15 protein-coding genes are annotated in these 17,023 nt (G+C 71.1%); 7 read left to right on the top strand and 8 right to left on the bottom strand.

Annotation, left to right across the window (positions count from 1 at the left end; all coding sequences use genetic code 11):
* The coding region (locus AC51EU_RS16000; protein ID WP_496267603.1) for a type III PLP-dependent enzyme domain-containing protein at window positions 1-870 on the bottom strand (870 nt) is incomplete at its 3' end.
* Between the two features lie 164 nt (window positions 871-1,034).
* On the opposite strand from AC51EU_RS16000, the gene AC51EU_RS16005 reads away from it, so the two are divergent.
* A complete protein-coding gene (locus AC51EU_RS16005; RefSeq protein WP_496267604.1) occupies window positions 1,035-2,378 on the top strand; it encodes an FAD-dependent oxidoreductase in 1,344 nt (447 codons plus the stop codon).
* Window positions 2,379-2,437: 59 nt separating this feature from the next.
* Here AC51EU_RS16005 and AC51EU_RS16010 read toward each other — a convergent pair whose 3' ends face one another.
* Both AC51EU_RS16010 and AC51EU_RS16015 read right to left on the bottom strand, forming a co-directional pair.
* Entirely contained in the window at window positions 2,438-3,250 is an 813-nt protein-coding gene (locus tag AC51EU_RS16010) for a glycosyltransferase family 8 protein (RefSeq protein ID WP_496267605.1), read from the bottom strand.
* 26 nt (window positions 3,251-3,276) lie between these two features.
* On the bottom strand, window positions 3,277-4,044 hold the full coding sequence (locus AC51EU_RS16015; protein ID WP_496267606.1) for a phytanoyl-CoA dioxygenase family protein: 768 nt from the start codon (window positions 4,042-4,044) through the stop codon (window positions 3,277-3,279).
* Window positions 4,045-4,397: 353 nt separating this feature from the next.
* Between AC51EU_RS16015 and AC51EU_RS16020 the strand changes: the two genes are divergently transcribed.
* Window positions 4,398-4,853 carry a hypothetical protein gene (locus AC51EU_RS16020; protein WP_496267607.1) on the top strand — a complete coding sequence of 152 codons (456 nt, stop codon included), beginning with the start codon at window positions 4,398-4,400 and terminating at the stop codon, window positions 4,851-4,853.
* Between the two features lie 173 nt (window positions 4,854-5,026).
* On the opposite strand, the gene AC51EU_RS16025 is transcribed toward AC51EU_RS16020, so the two are convergent.
* Genes AC51EU_RS16025 through AC51EU_RS16035 form a run of 3 tightly spaced genes read right to left on the bottom strand, consistent with a single transcriptional unit; the run spans window position 5,027 to window position 7,726 of the window.
* Entirely contained in the window at window positions 5,027-5,674 is a 648-nt protein-coding gene (locus AC51EU_RS16025) for an HAD-IA family hydrolase (protein WP_496267608.1), read from the bottom strand.
* On the bottom strand, window positions 5,671-6,624 hold the full coding sequence (locus tag AC51EU_RS16030) for an NAD-dependent epimerase/dehydratase family protein (protein ID WP_496267609.1): 954 nt from the start codon (window positions 6,622-6,624) through the stop codon (window positions 5,671-5,673). Before AC51EU_RS16030 ends, AC51EU_RS16025 begins: the two co-directional genes overlap by 4 nt.
* 34 nt (window positions 6,625-6,658) lie before the next feature.
* Window positions 6,659-7,726: a hypothetical protein gene (locus AC51EU_RS16035; protein ID WP_496267610.1), complete on the bottom strand. Its 1,068-nt coding sequence runs from the start codon at window positions 7,724-7,726 to the stop codon at window positions 6,659-6,661.
* 627 nt (window positions 7,727-8,353) lie between these two features.
* Here AC51EU_RS16035 and AC51EU_RS16040 point away from each other — a divergent pair.
* The 4 genes from AC51EU_RS16040 to AC51EU_RS16055 all read left to right on the top strand — a co-directional run bounded on the left by AC51EU_RS16040 (window position 8,354) and on the right by AC51EU_RS16055 (window position 12,177).
* On the top strand, window positions 8,354-9,358 hold the full coding sequence (locus AC51EU_RS16040) for a zinc-binding dehydrogenase (protein WP_496267617.1): 1,005 nt from the start codon (window positions 8,354-8,356) through the stop codon (window positions 9,356-9,358).
* A gap of 15 nt (window positions 9,359-9,373) precedes the next feature.
* A complete protein-coding gene (locus tag AC51EU_RS16045; RefSeq protein ID WP_496267611.1) occupies window positions 9,374-10,600 on the top strand; it encodes an aminotransferase-like domain-containing protein in 1,227 nt (408 codons plus the stop codon).
* On the top strand, window positions 10,597-11,136 hold the full coding sequence (locus AC51EU_RS16050; protein ID WP_496267612.1) for a sulfotransferase family protein: 540 nt from the start codon (window positions 10,597-10,599) through the stop codon (window positions 11,134-11,136). The genes AC51EU_RS16045 and AC51EU_RS16050 overlap by 4 nt, the downstream gene beginning before the upstream one ends.
* A 282-nt stretch (window positions 11,137-11,418) precedes the next feature.
* Window positions 11,419-12,177 (top strand): CYTH domain-containing protein, encoded by a 759-nt coding sequence (locus tag AC51EU_RS16055; RefSeq protein WP_496267613.1) that lies wholly within the window; start codon window positions 11,419-11,421, stop codon window positions 12,175-12,177.
* Here the strand turns inward: AC51EU_RS16055 and wecB are convergent.
* Together wecB and AC51EU_RS16065 are read right to left on the bottom strand one after the other, a co-directional pair.
* Window positions 12,169-13,296 (bottom strand): non-hydrolyzing UDP-N-acetylglucosamine 2-epimerase, encoded by a 1,128-nt coding sequence (gene wecB, locus AC51EU_RS16060; protein WP_496267614.1) that lies wholly within the window; start codon window positions 13,294-13,296, stop codon window positions 12,169-12,171. The two genes, AC51EU_RS16055 and wecB, sit on opposite strands and share 9 nt — an antisense overlap.
* A 100-nt stretch (window positions 13,297-13,396) precedes the next feature.
* Complete coding sequence (locus tag AC51EU_RS16065; RefSeq protein ID WP_496267615.1) at window positions 13,397-13,861, bottom strand: RrF2 family transcriptional regulator; 465 nt, start codon at window positions 13,859-13,861, stop codon at window positions 13,397-13,399.
* Between the two features lie 220 nt (window positions 13,862-14,081).
* Here AC51EU_RS16065 and AC51EU_RS16070 point away from each other — a divergent pair, with 220 nt between their 5' ends.
* Window positions 14,082-16,808, top strand: a complete 2,727-nt coding sequence (locus tag AC51EU_RS16070; RefSeq protein WP_496267616.1) for an FAD/NAD(P)-binding protein — start codon at window positions 14,082-14,084, stop codon at window positions 16,806-16,808.
* The last annotated feature ends 215 nt before the right edge of the window (window positions 16,809-17,023 follow it).

Consider the following 17,023-nt stretch of genomic DNA (forward strand, 5'->3'; position numbering starts at 1 on the left):
CCGCGCGCCGCCGCCCTCGCCGACGTCCACGACCCGCGTCAGCAGCACCCCGCACTCGGCGACGAGATGCCGCCCGGACTCGAAGGCGATGACCGGATCACCGCGCCTCCACCGCGGGAAGTACCTGTCCAGCGTCGCGCACAGCCCCTCCGCCATGCGGTCGTACACCGGACGCCGTCCGGGCTCGGCGAACGGAGCGGCGAAACCGCCCCCCACGTCCACCATGCCGGGGCGGACCCTGGACTCCCGCAGCATCCGCGCGGCCAGCGCGATGCTCCGCTCGAACTTCTCCAGGAGCGCGGCGGTGTCGGCCACCCGGCCCCCGGAGAGCACGCGCAGCCCCACCGGTTCCAGGAGTTCCGTTCCCCGGAAAATCGCCGGAGCGGTGTGGACGGAATCCAGCGAGAAACCGAAACGCGATGCCGGTGCGCACACCTCGTCGGTACTGTCGCCGCTCGCCGGAATACGGTCGTTGAGCCGGATCAGATACTCCGCCTCGGTACCGCAGCGCCGTGCCGCGCTCTCCAGCACACGGTAATCGGCGAGGGAATCCACCGAGAATCTGCGCACTCCGCTCAGCAGGGCGATCGCCACCTCGTCGGCCGTTCTCCCGTTGCCGGTGAAGAGACAGCGGTGCGGTGGCAGTCCGGCGGCCAGGGACGCTTTCATCTCCCGCACCGAAGCGACTTCGCAGCCGAGACCGCCGCGGACGATCTCGGCGAGGAGCCGAGGATGAGGATTCGCCTTCACCGAGTAATACAGCCGGGTGCTTTCCGGCAGCGACCCGCTCAACTCCCGCACCGCGGCGCGGACCTTCGGGAGTTCGTAGACGTAAAGCGGCGTCCCGTAGGAATCGACGAGAGCCCGCATGCTCACATCCATCGCTGCCCCAGACCAGACGACACGTATCGCTGCACCCGTTCCCGGCGGGAAAGGACTCCCGTCACCGCACTCCGGTTCGCGGCCGGTCGGCCGAGGGCTACGCTACGGCAAAACCCGCCACAGGCCATCGCGTTGAGGAATGGGGTCGAACGGTGCTGGACATCGCCGTCATCGGATCAGGAATGAGCGGTTCAGCGGTAGCCGCGGAACTCGGACGGATCGGCCGCGACCCTGTGCTGCTGGAGGCCGGGGCGGACGCGGGCCGCGACCATATCGGCGCGCACAAGGATTCCGCGCTTTCCGTGGACCCGGCGCACGACCCGCATTTCCGGACCTTTCTCCGGCGGCCCGGCGCCCTTTACGGTCCGGCCTCCGGGTACCGGGAGCGTTTCGGGGGCCGCAGCCTCTACTGGCGCGGCATCTGCTTCCGCGTCGAGGACGAGGCCCTGGCGCAGTGGCCGGCCGGGGTGCGCCGCCGGCTGGTGGGCGCCGGGGACGCGCCGGGCCTGTACGAGGAGACCGAGGCGGAACTCCTGGAATGGGCGCACGGCGTCCCGTTGAACGCGTTCCGTACCGGCACCGAGAAAGCGATGACGGAGGAACTGCGTTCCCTCGGCTACCGGGCGGCCCCCACGCCCCGCGCGATCCGCGTCCTCGACGACGGCCTGTGGGAGGCGTACTCCCCGGCGTACGCGCTCCCCGCGGACCGCGTGCTGACCGGCCACCGCGTCACCGGGGTGCGCGAGCGCGCCGGGGGAGGCTTCCGGGTGGAACTGGAAGGCGGTGACGGCCGGGCCGTCGAGGCCCGCCAAGTGGTGCTGTGCGCGGGCACGTTCGGGAACATCGCCCTGGCCGACTCCCTGCTGCGGGCCTCGGGCGTCACCGCGCGCCACCGCTACGACGTCGTCGATCACCTGGCCCGGGGCCTGCTGGTCTGCGAACCCGGCGGCACGCACGAGGCGATGGACTCCTCCGTCCACGCCGGGTTCCACCCCGGGGCCCGCTCCAACCTGATCGTCGAGCGCCGCCGGGAGGGCTCCGGGGTGCTCCTGGACATGTGGGCCATGGGGGAGCAGCCGCCCGGCGCGGCCTCCACGGTCCGCGTCGGCGACCCGACGACGGTGACCCTCGGTCCGGAGGCGGCGGCCGAGGTGGCGGCCGTACGACGGGAACAGCAGCGGCTGCTGGAGGAGTTGGCGGGGCGGATGGGGCTGACGACCCGGGCGGGGGACGAGGCGCTGCCCTACGACGCGGCGCTCGCCCGGGCCCGGAGCCGGCCGGGGGACGCCGTGTTCTACGACGCGGGCATCGGCGAACTCGACCACGAGAGCGGCGGCCTGGCACTCGGCGGCGACCTCGTGGACGTCGACGGCCGGCTGCGGTGCGCCGACGGGGTGTCCGTCGCGGGCCCGTGCCTCTTCTCCCGCGCGGGCGCCGCGAACCCGTCGCTGACCGCGCTCGCCCTGTCCCGCCACATCGCGCGGCAACTGCCCTGAACACGGCCGTCGCCAGGAGCCTGGGGCTCCTGGCGACGGGTCCGACGGGCCGGGGGCGTTCACCCCGCCCCGTCGCCGTTCGCGCGCCGCACCAGTGCGTCCAGGCAGGCGCGCCATTCGCCGGCCCGCCAGACCTGGTCGTGCAGCCAGGGCTTCTTGTGCCCCACGAAATGCAGGATTCTCGCCTCGCGCAGCAGAGGGCCGAAGCGCTCCCGCCGGTCACTCGCCTTGAAGAAGTAGTTCTCGACGTTCCACTTCGTCGGGAGTTCGCTGATGTGCCCGAGGCAGACGGCGTTGAGGGCGTCCTGGTCCATCCGGGCGGGACTGTGCCGCCCCACGTACTCCAGGCAGCGCTCCTCGACCTGCCGCGCCTTCATCCGCTCCAGGTCCATCACCAGGACACCGGCGTTGAAGTACGGGGCGTGCGGGTCGAGCCCGAGCTCGAAGACGTGCTCCAGGCCGTTCCTGCTCCAGAAGAACGGGTCGCTCGGCTCGCGGACGGCGGCCAGCGTGGCGCCTCCCAGGTCCCAGGCGTACAGCTCGGAGAGGTCCCCGAGGACCATGAGATCGGCGTCGAGATAGACCACCTTGGTCACCTCGGGCGGCAGCAGCCGGGGCAGCGCCAGGCGTCCGAACGTCTCGGAGGTGATGTAGTCCGACTGCACGGGCAGCCTGACGACCTCGGGGGGCAGCGGCACGAAGTGCACGGCCGCCTCACCCCGCGCCCCGCGGACGGCGGCCTCGTACAGGGCGCGTTCCTGGGCGCTGATCCGGGAATGGAGCACCCACACCGTCAGGGGCGTCCCCTGCGGGAAATGCGCGGCCAGTGTGGCGACGACGACGGCACCCGCACGGGTGTAGGGACCTCCCACGCACAGGGCGAAATGGCACCCGGTCATCATTCGCGGAATCCGATCTCGCTGAGGCTGTGCGCATCCTTCGGGAGTTTCCGGTAGTCCCCGACGAAACTCGGCGCGAACGAGAAGGCGAGGAACAACCGGTCGCCCTCCGAGGTCTTCGGGAGGGAACCATGGGTCAGCGCCTCGTTCAGCAGCAGCAGATCACCCGCCCGCGTATAGACCGGATAAACGCCCGGCCGGTCCATTCCGCCGCCCTTCTTCATGTCCGACCGCGGGACGGGGAAAGGATAGTTGGCCTTGTGCGAACCCTCGACGACCACGAAGGGGCCGTCCTCGCGGGTGGTGACGTCGGCGAGATAGACCAGCGCCTTGACCATCATGCAGTGCAGCAGCCCGTCGTGGTACGTGTGGTCGCGCCACATCGCCCGGCGGCTCTCGCCGAAGACGGACTCGTTCGGGTTGCTCCGCCCGTTGTGCAGGGCCTGCAGCGAGCCGTCGACCCGGCGCAGCGCATAGCTCTCGATCAGCCGGAAGGGCTGGTTGATCGTGTCGTAGACGCCCGACTCGGCGGCGATCCGCAGACCGAGTTCGCGGAAGAACGGTGTCGTCGCGGCGGAGACCGTGGCGCGGTGGAGCAGTCCCGAACCGTCCGCCGGCCGCCACAGCGGCTCCAACTCGGCGAGGATCTCGGCGCATTCCTCACGGCCGACGAATCCCTCTTTCCGCAGGTATCCGCGGGTGTCGAAATCGTAGAGCTCCTCCTCGCTCAGGTGTGAGCGGAGGGGAGCGGGAATGTCATCACTCATCGCTGATTCCTCTACGCGTGTCCGGTCCGCCGGTGAAAGAAATTCGGGATCACTCGCGTCGGGGTCGTGATGTTCTGGCTACACTAACAGTTATGCCCGTCGAGCGTGAGTTCACCTGGAAGATGAATCCCGCCGCCCTTGCCGAGGCCATCGCGGTGTTACGGGGAGAAAAACAGCTCCACATCGGCGGGGCCGCCGCGCGGGCTCGTCCGAGCATCAGACGCAAGGCGCGTGTGTACGCCTATGTCCATGATTCCGCGAAATCCTCGGACCGTTGGATAGTGAATCTCGTGGACGGGTCCGTGAAGAGGGTCAGGAAGCAACGCGTCTCTCCCACCTCGAAGATCGAGTCCGTGACCAGGCAGACGCTGGCACCCCTGCTGGCCGCGACGGAATTCACCTCGCTGTTCGTGAAGCTCAAATGCGCCCGCACCTTCGAGTACGCGCCCTCGAAGAAGCGCATCAAGGCGTCCTTGGACCTCATCGTCCCCCTGACCCCCGAGGGGAGGCTGGTGGGGGAGGAGGCGTTCTGGCACCTGGAGTTGGAGGCGAAGAAGAAGCTACCGGACCAGGGGGCGTTCACGCTGGGCGGCCACCGCCTCTTGGACCGGGACCGGATCACCGCCAGCAAGGCCCAGGAGGTACTGGACCGGCTGGGCACGGACGGCCGCTACCACATGGCCGAAGGCCGGATGGCGCCGCTGCTGGACCGGGTCTCCGCACAGGTGTGGTCCCTGGAATGGGCCCCCGAAGACCTCGGGCACCTGCTGGCGGCGGCCGGTCTCGACGAGCCGGCCGCCTTCCGCTAGGGCCTGTCGTCACACCCCCGTCTGCCTCGCGACGCCCGGCACGCACGCTCTCCGCGTTGTCGGGCTCGTCCCGGTACGACCGGTACCGGGACGACCCTCCGCCTTGAGATCGCACGCACCGGACGCCGCGAGGCCCGCCCTCCGGGCGGACGACGGGGGTGTGACGACAGGCCCTAGGCCCGCCGCACGGACATCGGGGACGCGCCCTGGAGCTCCCGGAGCATCGCGATCAGCGGCGCGTTCCCCTCGTACCGGAACACGGACATCCCGGCCTCGCGCGCCGCGGCGAGGCAGACGGGGTTGTCGTCCACCAGCAGGCAGTCCTCCGGAGCCGCCCACAACTGGCCGGGGACGGCCCGGAAGTACGCGGCGTGCGGCTTGGCCACCCCCAGCAGCCACGACGAACTCAGCGCGTGGCAGACATGGAGGTGGCCCGTCGCACGGTGTTTGACGACGTCCCAGTCCTGCGCCTCGTTGTTGGCCAGTGTGAGACGGCAGCCGCGCCACGCGTCCTCGCGCCGCTGCCGGCGGAGGAAGTCCAGGAGTTCGGTGTTGGGCCGGACCGAGGCCGCGTACATTTTCCGCACCTCGGCGGTGTCGGAGGGGCGGACGGTGGCGCCGAGCGAGGCGGCGGCCGCGAGCACCGCCTCCGCCCCCGTCGTCAGGCCGGTCTCGAACAGGTCCTCCCGGGCGTCGTACCCGCGGCGCAGCTCGCCCTCGTCCACGGCGAAGTGCCGGGCGAGACGGGCGAAGAACGGGGAGTCCTCGGTGACGTTGTTGAACAGCACCCCGCCCGCGTCCAGCAGGACCAGACGGGTCACCGTGCGGCTCGCCGCGCGGCCTCGACCGTCAGCTCCACACCCCGCTCGATGCCGACCCTCGCCCGCCACCCCAGGGCGTCCGCCAGCGCGGTCGAGTCGCTGCACATGCGCTGCACCTCTCCCGCCCGTGCCGGACCGTGCACGATCTCGCTCTCACTGTTGCTCACCCGCTTGATGAGCTTGGCCACTTCGAGAACGGACGTGTCCACACCCGAACCGATGTTGAACACTTGGCCGGGCTCGCCATGGAGGCACAACCGCACCCACGCCTCCACGGTGTCCGAGACATAGGTGAAGTCCCGCGTCTGGTCGCCCGTGCCGTTGACCGTCAGCGGCTCCCCGCGCAGCGCACGGGCGATGAACAGCGGGATCACGTCGTACAGATGCCGGGGTCCGTAGCAGTTGAACGGCCGCCCGACCAGCACGGGGAGGGAGAACGAGCGCAGATAGGACATGGCCACCTGCTCGGTGGCGACCTTGGAGGCGGCGTACGGCGTGGTCGGCCGGAACGCCGCGGACTCGGGGATGGTGTCCTCGTGGTGGCCGTAGATCTCGCTGGAACTGGCCACCAGCACCAGGTCCGGTTCGGCGCGCAGCGCGGCGTCCAGCACATTCGCGGTGGACATGACGTTGTTGTGCAGGACCGCGCTGGGCTGGGTGAACGACGCCGGCACATAGGCGTCGGCCGCGAGATGCACCCAGATCTTCGCCCGCTGGGCGCTCAGCACCTCCACCGACGACGTTCCCGCGAGGTCGAGGGGCAGATACGTCAGCCGCGCGTCCCCGCGGGCCGCCAGATTGCGGGCGGACGCGTGCGGTGACTGGTCGGAGGTACGGCGGACGACGGCGGTCACATCGACGCCCTCGTCCAGAAGCCGCTCGGTGAGATGGGAACCCATGAACCCACCGGCACCGGTGACGAGAACGGACCGCAGATCGCGAGGGGGCATGCTGTCTCCCGTACGTGAGTCGGATCGCCGAAGGTCAGACGAGGTGCTGCCAGGAGGGCGGACGGTGGCCGGAACGCAGCGCCTGAAGCGCGAACATCGAGGCCCAGGACGACTGGTGATGCGCCCGGTTCGGACGATAGGGGACATAGCAGCCGTCCCCGCCCGCGCTCCGCGCCGACTCCCGCAGACGGGTGTGGGCCGTGTACCACGTCCGCGGGTCGAGCCCGAGCAGCCGGCCCAGCCGGACGATCTGCGCGGTGACGTCGAACTGCTCCTCCGTGCCCTCGACCGTCTGCGGGAAGCCGCCACCGGCCAGCCGGTGGCCCAGCACCTCGTCGAGCACCGCGGCCGCGTTGCCGAGCACCGGCTCGTGCTCCCCCGTCGCCCGCGCCCACATCCACATGCCCTCCAGGGCGTAGCACAGCGGATGCAGATAGTGCCGGCCCTCGGAGTCCGCCACCTGGTCGGACAGCACCGCGATCCGCGGCGCGTACCGCTCCACCACGACGGACGCGGCGTCCAGCGCGGCCGCCGCCCCCGTCACCCGGTGCGCCAGGCACAGCCCCTGCACCGCCTTGAGCAGATGGAGGCTCCCCGCGGTCGACCAGGAGGCGCCGCGCAGGGGCACCTCGCTGCCGGGCGCCAGGGGGAAGATGTCCCGGGCGCGGAGAATCCGCTCCGCCTCCTGGAGCAGCAGCCGCGTCCCGGTCTCCGCGGCCGCCTCGTCACCGCGAGCCGTACCGTGGTTGACGAGACCGGTGGCCTGGACGAACCGGTCGAAGACATACACCACACCGGGCTCCGTGGAGCGCGACTGCCGCTCGCCCGCCCGGTGCCGCTCGACCAGCCAGGCGGCCGCGCGCCGGGCACGCGGGTCGCCGGAGAGGTCCTCGTCGGCGGCGAGGGTGAGGAAATACCCCGTGATCTCCGGGTACGGATACGACAGTTCCCCGGTCCGTGCATCGCGCCAGGCGGCGATCGCTCCCGATTCGTACGACAGCGCGCCACCGAAAAGCCAGGACCGCAGACCGCGGACGGTCTCTTCGTCCGCCCGTTCCTCCTCGGCCGAGCCATGAGGGTACGACGGTGCCTTGTCCAGCATCTGAGGATTCCAATCCCTGCTGAGAGAAACACTCCGGAACGGGACGGTCGTCGGTGAAAAGGCAAAGGCCCGGGAACCGCCGGAAGAGGTGCGGACGACAGGGCGTGGCAGGGCGGCCCGGATGTGCGAGGGATCGTACCCGCCCGCGGGGATCACGCGTCAAAGCGTGCCACCTCGGCGCAGAACGCCCGGCGGGTGCCCCTCGGCCGCTGACCCCCGGTCCGCATCCCCGCCGACCTGCGCGGACACGGCGCCCGCGACGGTGTTCAACCCGGGAGATTCCCTTGTTGAACGGCCCGCCGCGCCCGCCCGAGGACGAGGTCTCCCCGTGCGGACACCCCCGTCCCATTTCCGCGTCGAATCGGGCGAGATTAGCACGAATTCCCTTTCCGGAAGCCCCCGTTCGGGCCCTTCGGCAAGGAGATCGAAACGGATGGGCCTTGCCCCGGCTTGGGGCTAGAGTCTGACAGCCTGCACGTCGCCTGTTCTTGGCGCGGCCCGCACCCCGGGTACGCCGCTCTTTCTCAGGAGGCCGAATTGACCCGTGCCGCAGTGGCCAGGAAATTCCCCGGCACACCCCGTACAGAGAATGTCTCGGTCGCCGCACCGCAGCACGCGGAGATTCTTGTGCGCACCGCCGCGGCGGGTATCTGTGCGAGCGATGTCCAAGTCTTCGACGGCCGGATGCCCGGCCCGTCCCCCGTCATCCTCGGACACGAGGCCACCGGCATCGTCGAGGCCGTCGGACCCGAGGTGCGCCGGCTGCGCGAGGGGGACCGCGTCCTCGTCTGCCAGTCCTCCTTCTGCGGCGACTGCGAGTACTGCCTCAAGGGGCACCTCTCGCTCTGCCGCACCCCCGGCCTCCGGGTCCGCGCCGACGGGACACCCCGGGTGACCGCCGACGGGGAGACCGTGCACGCCGGCTCCGGCATCGGCGCGTTCAGCGAACGGATGCTGGTGCACGAACGGTGCGCCCTCCCACTGCCGGAGAGCATCTCCCTGGAGACCGCGACCATGCTCGGCTGCGCCGTCACCACCGGGATCGGCGCCGTACTGCGCACCGCCCGGGTACCGGCGGGCGCCACCGTGGCGGTGGTCGGCGTCGGCGGCATCGGCCTGTCCGGCGTCCAGGGCGCGCGGCTGGCGGGCGCCTCCCGCATCATCGCCGTCGACCGGCAGGAGGACCGCCTCAAGACCGCCCTCGCCTTCGGCGCCACCGACACCCTGTGCGTCACCGGCGACGAGGACGCGGCGGACGCGGTCAAGGATCTCACCGGCGGCGGCGTGGAGTTCTCCTTCGAGGCCGTCGGCACCTCCGCCACCGTGGAGAGCGCGTTCCGCATGCTGCGCATGGGCGGCGTCTGCACGGTGATCGGCATCGTGCCCAAGAGCACGCCGATCACCCTCAAGGCGTCCTCCCTGCTCGCCGAGCGCAGGCTCCAGGGCTCGGCGAACGGATCGAACAAGTTCCACCTCGACGTGCCGCGGTACCTGGCGCTGTACGAGCAGGGCCGGCTGAAGCTCGACGAGATGATCGGCGCCCGGGTCGGACTGGACGACCTCGCCCGCGGCATCGACGCGACACGCGACAACCGTCACACACGGACGCTGGTCACCTTCGGCAACGCGTGACCCAAGGGAGGGCACATGAGCGGCCAGAACACCGAACAGTCCCTGCAGTCCGCCGTGGCGGCACTGACCCCGTTCCGCTACAAGGGGAAGAAGTCCGACATCACCTGGTCGTTCGTCGGCGGCTTCCCCGACGTACGGCACTTCCCGTGCGGGCAGCTCGCCCAGCACCTCGACACCGCGCTGCGCGAGGACCCCGGCATCCTCCAGTACGGCTCCTCCACCGACGAGAGCCTGCGCTACGGGGAGAGCACCCTGCGCGAGGAACTGCTGGCCCGCTACCGCGGCGACCTCGGCCCCGGCGCGGACCTCGCCAACGTCATGCTCACCCAGGGCGGCGTCAGCGCCATCGAACTCGTCTTCCGCGCCTTCCTCGACCCCGGTGACGTCGCCATCGTCGAGTCCCCGACCTGGGGCGTCGCCCTCACCCTCGCCCGGCAGTGCCGCGCCGACGTACGGGCCGTGCCCGTCGGCGACGACGGCATCCGCACCGAGGCGCTGGCCGAACTCCTCGACGCGCTGAAGGCCGAGGGAAAGCGGGTGAAGATCGTCTACACGATCCCCACCTTCCAGACACCCACCGGCACCGTCGTCCCGCCCGCCAACCGGCAGCGCCTCGCCGAACTCGCCGCCGCCCACGACGTCGTCCTCGTCGAGGACGGCACCTACGCGGCACTGCGCTACGAGGGCACCGACGTCCCCTCCGTGCAGTCCTTCGACACCGGCGGCCGCGTCCTGCGCGTCGGCAGCTTCAGCAAGACCATCGCCCCCGCCCTCCGCCTCGGCTGGGTCGCCGGCAGCAAACCCCTGCTCGCGATCCTGGCCGGCGCGCGCAGCGACCTCGGCGTCAGCCAGTGGACGGCCCGCGCCCTCGCCCTGTTCCTCGGCAGCGGCCAGTACGACGACCACCTCACCCGCCTGCTCACCGCCTACCGCAAGAAGCGCGACGTCCTCGGCACCGCCCTCAACCGGCACTGCGCCGACCTCGCCGAATGGCGCGTACCCCAGGGCGGCTACTTCTTCTGGCTGCGGCTGCGCGAGCACGTCGACGCCGACCGGGCCAAGAAGCTCGCCAAGGAACGCGGCGTGGCGGCCCGGCCGGGGGAGCAGTTCTTCGGCACCCCCGAGGACGGCCGCCAACTGCTGCGCATCGCCTTCTCGCAGGTGCCCGAGGAGAACATCCCCGGCGGCATCGCGGTCCTGGGCGACAGCCTGCGGGCGAGCCTGGTCCAGGGGGCGCGGTGAAGGTCTTCGGTATCGGACTGGCGCGCACCGGGACGTCGTCCCTCAACCGCGCCCTGAAGATGCTCGGACGCACCTCCAAGCACTTCCCGCGCTCCTACGGGACGGTGCTGGAGTACGACTGCGTCACCGACACCTCCGTCACACTGGGCTACAAGTACCTCGACTTCATGTTCCCCGACGCGCGGTTCGTCCTGACCACCCGTGCCGTCGACCCCTGGCTGGACAGCATGCGCTCCCTCTTGGGGCACCTCGCCGAGCAGGGCGTCGCCGACCGCTACCACCGGCTGCACCACGCCCTGTACGGCACCACCGTCTTCGACGAGCGGAAGCTGCGCGCGGCCTACCGGCGCCACCACGACGATGTCGCCGAGCACTTCGCGGGACGGCCCGGCACCCTGCTCACCATGGACCTCACGGCCGGCGCCGGCTTCCCGGAACTGTGCGCCTTCCTGGGCGACGACGTACCCGACGCGCCCTTCCCGCACCGCAACGACCGCGCCACCCTGCTCGGCAGCACACCCGCCTTCGACAGCTGAACCGCCCGCCGCACGACGACTTCCGGGGCCTCGTGGCACGGCGCGGCACGGCCGACGCGGCCACGAGGGTGCTCCGGGAGGTGCCGCGTGCGCGTCTCGTCCCGACCTCCCCGACCCTTCGGGGCGACGACGCGCATGTGCGCCTCCTGAAGGGCGGACGGCGCGACCGCCGCACCAGGCCCCGGGCGGCCCGCCGGCGCGTGGCGGAGCTGTTCTCCAGGGAGCACACGATCAGCGAGCACATCCGCATCTACGCATCGGTCACCGGCCGAGGAGGTTGTGATGGTGAAGGAGCAGTCCGACAACCGTGAGCGCGAGTTCAAGTTCGAGTACACGGGCGACCAGGAATTCCTGATCGACTGTGTGCGTTCCGTGGCCACGGAGGAAAGGCCGCTCATCACCTTCCCGCCGCGCGCCATCCAGGACCTGTACTTCGACAACCACGACCGCGACCTGTTCAAGTCCGGTTCGTCGCTCCGGCTGCGCAAGCGGCGCATCAACCCGGGGTGGACACTGAACTTCAAGACCCCGCCGCTGGCGGACGAGAACGACTTCCACGACCGGCGGGAGGTGATCACGCGGGTCAAGGTGGACGAGGCACTGGGCTACCGGGACCAGAGCGTCCCCGGCCTCGCCTGGGAATGCGCGATGGAGTTCGCCCGGGCGAACGAATTCGACGAGGTCATGCTTCCCTCCGTCTACCTCGCCACCTGGCGCACCGGGTGGACCATCCGTCCGGGAGAACTCGGCGACCGGCAGAGCAACTTCTTCTCGCTGTTCTTCGACCAGACCACGGCCTTCGCACTCGACGGCCAGAAACCCGATTGGCTCGTCCGCTACGGCGCCCTCGACTACACCACGACCTCGCCCCGCAGCGTCTCGTTCTGCGGATTCGAGATCGAATCGTCGGGCCGTCTGGAGAACGAGGAGATGAGCGCCGTCGAAGCCATGCGCACGGTGGCCCGCCGGCTCTCGGCCGACCCGCGGATTCTCCGCGTCGGCAACAACAAGTACCAGAAGGCACTCGAATTGCTAACGTGACCTCGCCACGAATTCCGCGATCACCTGCTTCGCCTTCTCCGCGGCCTGCCCGTCCCCGTAGCACGTACTGGGACGGGCCATCTCCCGGTGGAGTTCCGGTGAATCCATGAGCCGCCGCACCCGGTCCTCGATGACGTCGGCCTCGGTGCCGGCCAGGACCGCCACCCCGGCGTCGATGCCTTCCGGCCGCTCCGTGGTGTCCCTGATCACCACGGTCGGCACGCCGAGCGAGGCGGCCTCCTCCTGGAGACCCCCGCTGTCCGTCACCAGCACCCGGGTGCACGTCAGCAGCTTCATCATGTCGTCGTACGGCACCGGACCCAGCAGATGCACATTGGGCAGATGCGACGTCCCCGCGCTCAGCACATCCGTGACCAGATGGTTGGGATGGAGCGGCAGTACGAGGTCGGTCTCCGGGTAGCGCGCCGCGAGGCGGCTGACGACCAGGGCGAAGTCCTTCATCTTGTCCCAGTTCTCCCGGCGGTGCGCCGTGAAGGTGATGACCGTCCGGCCGCTGTCCACCAGACCGGCCGGCACCCTCGACCGCCCCCGGTCCCACGCCCGCAACGCGATGCGCGAGGCATCGATCGACGTGTTCCCCACGACATGGATGTCATAGGGCGAGACCCCCTCGCGCAGCAGATTGGCCCGCGCGGTCTCGGTCGGCGCCAGGTGCAGGCTCGCCACCCCGGAGATCAGCTTGCGGTGCGCCTCCTCCGGAAACGGCGATCCCAGGTCACCCGTGCGCAACCCGGCCTCAAGATGTACGACGGGGACCCGCGCGTACACCGCCGCGAGGGCCGCCGCGAACGCCGTGGAGGTGTCCCCCTGGACGACCACCGCGTCACAGCCGTCCCCCGCCAGCACACGGGACACCTTCCGCCACGCGTCGGTACAGATTCCGGTGAGCGTCGTCCCGCTCCCGGATATGTCGAATTTATGGTCGTCCCGTGTGCGAAGTGCAGGAGGGATGAGCATGAGGGAATCCCTGTGCTGACCCACATTCACCGTGATGACACGCATCGCCTCATCACGCTCCAGAGCCGTTATGAGGGGGGCCATCTTGATCGCCTCGGGGCGCGTTCCGTATATGACCGAGACAGCTTGAAGCCGATTCATAATCGGGATGGTAACAAGCCGTCCGGAAACCCGGAATAACGATTCACCGATATTGCGGGACGCGGAAAAGAATCACGGCTATCCGGTGTGCGGGAAAAGATCAGGGGCCGTAACGCCTGCTGTCGTCGAGGTATTCACGCGCCCGCGACCGCACCACATCGGGCAGTTCCCCGGCGGCCAGATCCGCGAACGTGGTGCCCTCCAGGACCTGCCGCAGACTCGTCCGCACCGCACGCCACACATCCGGCAGCTCCGCCGCCGCCCCCGGATACGCCACTTCGCTCAGCCGCATGTCCCGCACATTGGCCAACGGCCCGTCCACCGCGCGGATCGCGTCCGCCAGGGAGATCTCCGCCGCCGGACGCGCCAGCAGATACCCGCCCTCCGGCCCCCGGACACTGCGCACCAGACGGGCCAGCCGCAGCTCCCGCAGAATGCCGAAGAGGAAGCGCATCGGGATGTCCTGGCGGGCCGACAACTGCTCGGCGGTCAGCGGCGTGCCGTCCTCGGCCGCCAGCTCCGCCATCGCGCGGACCGCGTAGTCCGTCTTGGCCGTAATGCGCACCGGAACACCCTATCAGCCCTCCCGCTATTTCAACCAGGGTGTTTTATCGCCAATTCCCCGCGCGCCACCGGGCGTCGGCCGACGGCATTCCGCTCCCGTACGCCGGGGGGAACGCCTTTACGCCCGCAGCAATCACTTAGTTCACTGAATCGGTGAACTCACAGGAATGGGCCGGGCACGCCTCTTCCGTACCGCCGGGCCCCGCGTCGGGAGGAATCGCATGTCAGCACCGGATGCGCGTGACACCACCGTGGCCGTCGTGGGAGCGGGAGCCGCCGGCACCATGGTGGCCGTCCAACTCTGCGAAACGGCCGCCCGCCGCCACCGGCCCCTCGAAATCCTGCTGATCGACCCGGCCCCCGAAGCCGGCCGCGGCCCCGCCTACGCCACCCCCGACCCACGCCACCGGCTCAACGTCCCCGCGCGGAACATGAGCTGTTACCCCGACGACCCCGAGCACTTCCTGCGATGGCTCCACCGGCACGGCGAACCCGCCGCCCGCGGCGACGACTTCGCCGAACGCCACCGCTACGGCGCCTACCTCGCCGACACCCTCGGCCGGGCCGCCGCGGCCGCCCGACGTGTCGTCACCGTACGCCGCCTCCGTACCCGTGCCACCGCCTGCCACGGAAACCCCACAGCCACCGGCGGCGGACCCGTCCGCCTGGACCTCGCCGACGGCGGCACCGCCCACGCCGACCACATCGTCCTCGCCACCGGCCCCAGCCGCCCCACGGCCGCATGGGCGCCCCCCGCCCTCCGCGACCACGCCCACTTCGTCACCGACCCCTGGGCACCGGGCGCCCTGGATCCCTGCGCCGCGGACCGCAAGGGCGATGTCCTGCTCGTCGGCACGGGACTGACCGCCATCGACATCGCCCTGCTGCTCGACCACCCCGACCGCACCGTCCACGCGGTCTCCCGCAACGGCCGACTGCCCCGCGCGCACACCGTGACCGCACTGCCCGCCACGCCCTGCGCGACCCCGCTGCACGACCTCCCCCTCACCGCACTGCGCACCGAGATCCACCGGCACATCGGCCGCACCCTGCGCACCCACGGCGACTGGCGCCCCGCCTTCGACGGCCTGCGCCGGATCACCCCCGACCTCTGGACGGCCCTGACCACCGAGGAACGCGCCGAATTCCTCGAACGCGACAGCTCCCTGTGGAACGTGCACCGGCACCGCATGTCCCCGGCCACCGCCGAAGCCGTCGGACGGATGCGCCGCGCCCAGCGCCTGCACACCCGCGCCGCCCGCGTCACCTCCGTCACACCCCACCCCGACGGCACCCTGACGGTCGGACTCGACGGCCGCTTCGGGCCGGACACCCTGACCGTCCGCTGGGTGGTGGACTGCACCGGTCCCGGCCTGCGGTTCGCGGAGACGACCGACCCGCTGTGGCGCAGCCTCCTCGACCAGGGCGCCGCCGTACCCGACCCCCTCGGCCTCGGCGTCACCACCGACCACGGCCGTCTCCGCGACACCGAAGGACGCACCCCACGCCCCCTGTGGACCCTCGGCGCACCCCGCCGCGGCGAACTGTGGGAGACCACCGCGATCCCGGAGATCCGCGAACAGGCCGCCACCGTCGCCGCTTCCGTACTCGCCGAGACGGCCGACCCCGCCAGAGGCCCCGCCCGGCGCGGCGGCCGCAGGCCCGTGGACCTGTCCGGCCTGCCCCTGAGCACCCACTCCGCCGCCGCCGCGGCCTACCGCGTCGCGATCGGCCGCCTCCTCAAGGTACGAGGAGGAGTCGAACAGGCCCTGCACCGCGCGGTGTCACTGGACCCCGGCTTCGCCCTGGCCCACGCCGCACTCGCCCTGGTCGGCCACGAATGCGGCGCCGACGTCGACGTCCCCCGCGCCCTGGCCGACGCCCGACGCTGCGCCCGCGAACGCGCCGGCACCTACGAACGCTCCCTCGTCGACGTCGTCCACCGCCGCGTCCTGCACACCCCCGCCGACGGCGACGCGGCACTGCTGCGGCACCTGGACGCCCACCCCACCGACCTGCTGGCACTCGCCGCCGCGGTCCCCACCATCGCCTTCTCCGGACTGCGCGACCTCGACGGCGGCAGCGCGCTCCGCGTGGTCGAGCGCACCGCCCCGGCACACCGGGGACACTGGTTCCACACCTCCCTGCTCGCCTTCCTCCGCCAGGACGCCGGACACTACGACGAGGCCGGCGCACTCGCCCGCGAGGCTCTGGCCGCCGAACCCGCCTCGGGCAACGCCATGCACGCCCTCGCCCATGTCCACTACGAACGCGGCGACCACGAAGCGGGCCGCGCGGAACTCGACCGGTGGCTGGGCAGCCAGGGCCGGGGCGCCACCCACCGCGCCCACTTCTCCTGGCACGCCGCCCTGCACGAACTCGCCGTCGGGGACACCGCCGCCGTACGCCGCCGCTGGGCGGGCCAGCTGTCGCCCCGCAAGGTACGCGGCGTCCGCGCCCTGGTGGACTCCGGCTCCCTCCTGTGGCGGGCACGGCTGACCGACGGCTGGCAAGGGCCCGTACCGATCGACGACGTGCTGGACACGGTCCCCGCGGAGGTGCTGGAACGCCCCGCCACCGCGTTCATCGCCCTGCACGTCGCCGTCGCCCTGACCGCCGCGCAGGACGCCCCGGGACTGCGGCGGCTACGGACCCACGCCCTGCGCGCCGACCGCGTCCAGCGCCAGGTCATCGCCCCGCTCTGCGACGCCTTCGAGCACCTGCTGGACGAGCGCTGGACCGAGGCGGCACGCGGACTGGAACGCGTCCTGCCGCGCCTGCGCACGGTCGGCGGCAGCGCGGCACAGCGGGAGATCGTCGAGGAATCACTGCTGTACGCCCTGGTGTCGGCCGGCCGCTGCGACGCGGCCCGCGCCCACTTGGAGGAACGGCTCGACCGCAGGGCCTCGCCCCACGACCGGCGCCGGCTGACCGCGTTGGCGTCCTGACGCCGGGGGCACCGCCGCCCCCGCACCGCCGTTGTGTCCGCGGGGCACAACGGCGGTGTCGTTTCCGCGGCGGTTGTTCCGGACGCAGCCCCGCCCGGTGCCCGCTCTCAGCGGGCGGGGGCTTCGGGGAAGGCGTTGCCGGTCATGCCGGCGGTGAGGGTGGTGCCGTCGGTGGGGTCGATGAGGAGGAAGGAGCCGGTGGTGCGGGAGTGGGC

Source organism: Candidatus Streptomyces philanthi (genome assembly GCF_059553635.1).

Excerpts from the sequence above, each read along its gene's own strand:
- AC51EU_RS16015 (WP_496267606.1), bottom strand. The coding sequence starts at position 4,044 with ATGAGTGATGACATTCCCGCTCCCCTCCGCTCACACCTGAGCGAGGAG.
- AC51EU_RS16030 (WP_496267609.1), bottom strand. The coding sequence starts at position 6,624 with ATGCCCCCTCGCGATCTGCGGTCCGTTCTCGTCACCGGTGCCGGTGGG.
- AC51EU_RS16035 (WP_496267610.1), bottom strand. The coding sequence starts at position 7,726 with ATGCTGGACAAGGCACCGTCGTACCCTCATGGCTCGGCCGAGGAGGAA.
- AC51EU_RS16045 (WP_496267611.1), top strand. The coding sequence starts at position 9,374 with ATGAGCGGCCAGAACACCGAACAGTCCCTGCAGTCCGCCGTGGCGGCA.
- AC51EU_RS16055 (WP_496267613.1), top strand. The coding sequence starts at position 11,419 with ATGGTGAAGGAGCAGTCCGACAACCGTGAGCGCGAGTTCAAGTTCGAG.
- wecB (WP_496267614.1), bottom strand. The coding sequence starts at position 13,296 with ATGAATCGGCTTCAAGCTGTCTCGGTCATATACGGAACGCGCCCCGAG.
- AC51EU_RS16070 (WP_496267616.1), top strand. The coding sequence starts at position 14,082 with ATGTCAGCACCGGATGCGCGTGACACCACCGTGGCCGTCGTGGGAGCG.